Annotated in this window: 4 protein-coding genes; 1 reads left to right on the top strand and 3 read right to left on the bottom strand. The window is 61.2% G+C overall.

The genetic code is table 11. From position 1 onward, the window contains the following. On the bottom strand, positions 1 to 592 hold a 592-nt coding region (locus ACXJ7R_RS28570), incomplete at its 3' end, for an OmpA family protein (protein WP_457154751.1). 71 nt (positions 593 to 663) lie between these two features. Between ACXJ7R_RS28570 and ACXJ7R_RS28565 the strand changes: the two genes are divergently transcribed. Continuing rightward, entirely contained in the window at positions 664 to 1242 is a 579-nt protein-coding gene (locus ACXJ7R_RS28565) for a DUF6931 family protein (RefSeq protein ID WP_457154750.1), read from the top strand. A gap of 30 nt (positions 1243 to 1272) precedes the next feature. Here ACXJ7R_RS28565 and ACXJ7R_RS28560 read toward each other — a convergent pair whose 3' ends face one another. Next, complete coding sequence (locus tag ACXJ7R_RS28560; RefSeq protein ID WP_457154749.1) at positions 1273 to 2517, bottom strand: caspase family protein; 1245 nt, start codon at positions 2515 to 2517, stop codon at positions 1273 to 1275. A 19-nt stretch (positions 2518 to 2536) separates the two neighbouring features. Then, positions 2537 to 3169 (bottom strand): OmpA family protein (locus tag ACXJ7R_RS28555; protein ID WP_457154748.1); only part of this gene is annotated, 633 nt, incomplete at its 5' end.

Here is a 3169-nt window from a genome sequence, read left to right as displayed (position 1 = left end):
GATTCTTTTCGCCCATGCCGATCGCGTTGAGGCGTGCTGTGTCGATGCCGCTGGCCGTCAGGAATGCTGCCACCGATTGCGCTCGTCGTTGTGACAGGCCCTCATTGTAGTGCACCGTGCCAGTGGCGTCGGTGTAGCCTTCGACGACGAAGTTGAACTTGCTCAACCGGTTGTCCTTCAGGGCCTTGGCGACCTCGTCGAGTTCAGCGCGCGCAGTCGGGTTGAGTTCGGCCGAATCCAGGCCGAAATTGATCATCATGTCGAGGCCGGTTTTTTCTCCCGGCGCGTCACCTGCCTTGCTCTTGCTTTTGCACTCCTCCTCGGAGCCGACACAAATTCCTCGCGACTTGCCGAGATCGGCCGCACCGGCAAAAAACTTCACAATGTCTTCTGATTTCTGAACGGGGTCGGCGAAAGCGTGGGTCGAGCAAAACACGACCGCCAACACAAAGGCTGAACTGCTCCACTGCATAGCGGCTCCTCCTGTTTGAGCACCAGATTTCGAGCGGCTGCGATCATACCAAATTCCCAGGCAATTGTCTGTCGACAAACGCTGGGGGCACGACAATGCCGAGAGTTGTTGCCGCGTCACGGGTTGAGACTTGACCCGCGCCGCGCCTGGGGCTTGAGTGGCCGGAGTTCCTCGATGAAAGCGCGGCGGTCATGGCCAATGGGCTCCGATTCAAAACGGCACGGGATCTTTTCACGGCTTGTCCCGCTATTGCCCGGGACATGAGAACACCTCCAACCGAACAGCAACCGATCGAGTTTTGCCGCGGCCTCCTCGCCGGACGCGTTCCCGAGGAAGCGATTACATTCTGTGCCTACCTGCTTCCCGAGCGGGCCGCGGTCTGGTGGGCCCATGAATGCCTGAGCCACCTGACCGACCTGTTCGACGAGAGCGATCACGAATTGCTCGCGCTTGTCCGCGACTGGGTGGGTGAACCGGACAGTCCCCACCTACGGGCAGCCGTCAGCACAGCCGGGGCGACACCGCCAACAACGCCGGTCGGCTGGATTGCCCTGGCCGCGGGATGGCGCGACAATGGTTCGGCCAGGGCCGCGACGATGGCATCGGGCCTGCAGCCATTTCCTGCTGCCCATGCAGTCAATGCCGGGATTCTGGCCGGACTGGCACGTGTCGCACTCGCGGACCGGTTTTCCGTTCTTTCGGCATTTGTCGAGATGGGCATCCAGATGGCAGAGATCGAGGCGCTGCGCCAATCAGCGGATGCATATTAGAGCGTCACAGCGTCCGTCACCCATCCTGCCTTACTTGCAGCCGCCTTGAGCCCATTTGGCCAGCGCCACCTTGAAGCGCGTTCCAAGCGGATGCTGCAGGCGCAAGACAGAGACATCGTTGGCGGCGAAATTTTTCGCCTGTTCGCACAGCCGCTCCTCGTTCCATTGATGGCAGCCATCACAGTGCTTGCCTTCCCATACCGACTTGTCCAATCCCTCCACCGGACTGAAGCGCGGCTTGCTCTTGATGAGCTCGGCAATGCTTTTGCCGTCGATTTCCGGATCACCGAAATCGATAGGGTGGTTGAAAAAGATGGGGTCGTCCGAGGCAAGCTTCGGGATTTTCTGACGCAGCACATTGAGTGCCAGCTGGGCGTCGTCACCCGAGCCCGACGGATTTGCCGTGGCGTTGCGCACCTCCGAGCCGCCTTCCGGTTGCGGAGCGGTCGCCTCGCCGACAATCAGCGGCGCGTTGAGATCGATCTTGTGCAGGACGACCTCGGTGGTCAGCGAGACATTGATCCAGGGACGCTGCTTGCCGGCCGTTGCCTTGAAGACATCGGCGGTAACGCGGTTCATCGCTTCGGTGATGGAAACATTGGTTTCGCCCATATGCGCGAGCAGCGCCGAAGCGAACGGCGAATGTTCGCCCGACCCGTCATAGGCGACCTGGCTAGGACTGGTGGCGAACGCGACAAGCGTGCCGGCGCCACCGTTCTCGATCGGAATTTCGGCAAGGCCGCTTTTTGCTCCCTTGACGCCGGCGGTCTTTGCCAACACCTCGGCAAGCGGGTTGTCACGACAGGCATCGAGGAAGATCAGCCTTATGCTGGTCTCGCGCGACATCTGCCGCAGAACGAAATCCACCGGCACCGCCTCGAAATCGAGCGAGGTCTCGTCCTCAAGCGCTGCATCGACCGGAAGAAGGTAATTGCTGCCTGAAACCTGCAACCCGTGGCCGGCATAGAAGAAAAGGGCGATGTCGGCGCCGCGAACCTGCTTTGCGAACTGTGCAATCGTCGTCTGGGTCTGCAATTTGGTCAGGTCGAAGCCGGAAACGACTTCAAAGTCCAGGCTCTTCAGGCGTTCGGCCATGGCCTGGGCGTCGCGTACCGGATTGGTCAGCGCCGGGGCATGCTGATACTGGGAATTGCCAAGGACCAGCGCAACACGGCGTTCGGCACTGGCGGCCGACAACGTCCAAAGCAGTGCCAGCGCGACAAGCCCGATGCCGCGCATAAGGCCACCGCAACGGGCAATCAGATCGAAACTCACYGGGACAACAGATCCTTCCTCAGTTGACGAGCTTGGTGGCGGAAAACTCGATCCGCCGATTGAGCGCCTTGTTCTTCGGCGTGTCGTTGGCGGCAACCGGATGATCCTCACCGTAGCCGGTCGCCGTGATCTGCGTGCGAGGAATGCCCGCGGCGACAATGGCGTCGGCAACGGCTTGAGCCCTGCGCTCCGACAAGAGCTTGTTCTCGACAGGCGACCCATCGGAATCGGTGTGTCCGGAAACCTCGACCTTGAGGCCCGGGCACTTGCCAACGACGCCGACGACCTCCGCAAGCAGCGGGCGGCTTTGGCTGTCGAGCCGCGCGCTCGCCGTTCGAAAATAGATAGCTCCGGTGCGCGACAGCACCGCGAACCTGTTGAGGCACTCCTCGTCGCTGAAGTTGGACTTCGCCGCATCGGTGGCGACAGGGCCGACGTCGGCGGCGCTCGCCGCGATGGTTTGGACAGCGGCCGGCTTGCTGCCATCAGCGGTGAACACGAAATCGAACGACACCGATGCCGTCGGGACAATATTGGTCACATTGGCGGCCTGCTGGAGTTTGTCGACGTTCGGCAGCAGCCCGAAATCTTCGACATGCACGGCAACAGGAGCCTCCGACGCCACCGACACCATGTTGTCGCTGATCATGGT

Source organism: Mesorhizobium sp. P5_C1 (genome assembly GCF_054049815.1).
The sequence above is the reverse complement of the archived record's forward strand: the minus strand, read 5'-3'. Positions and strand labels throughout refer to the sequence as shown.